1 protein-coding gene is annotated in these 273 nt (G+C 51.6%); it reads left to right on the top strand.

Annotation, left to right across the window (positions count from 1 at the left end; all coding sequences use genetic code 11):
• Window positions 1-11: 11 nt before the first annotated feature.
• Window positions 12-273, top strand: a 262-nt coding sequence (locus P9228_RS30865; RefSeq protein ID WP_278057055.1) for a hypothetical protein, incomplete at its 3' end; no start/stop codon positions are given.

The raw sequence follows: 273 nt of genomic DNA, 5'->3' as shown, positions 1-273 counted from the left end.
AGAACATGCAGATGTTCGATAAGGCTAGGCAGTTGGCGGATGAGTCTACAGGGTTCCCCTCGTTCGCTCACGGACAAACAGGGGTAACTGGGGTTGGGCGTACAGCGTCTGGCATCTCCATGCTGATGTCTGCTGCCAACGGTGCGATCAGGACTGTAATCAAGAACTTTGATGATTACCTTCTGGCCCCGCTTGGTAAGGCTCTCTTCCAGTTCAATATGCAGTTTGACTACGACCCAGAAATCAAGGGTGACCTTGAGGTTAAAGCTGAGG

Source organism: Mesorhizobium sp. WSM4898, from assembly GCF_029625845.1.
Lineage (GTDB): Bacteria > Pseudomonadota > Alphaproteobacteria > Rhizobiales > Rhizobiaceae > Mesorhizobium.
This window is presented reverse-complemented; position numbering and strand designations above follow the sequence as displayed.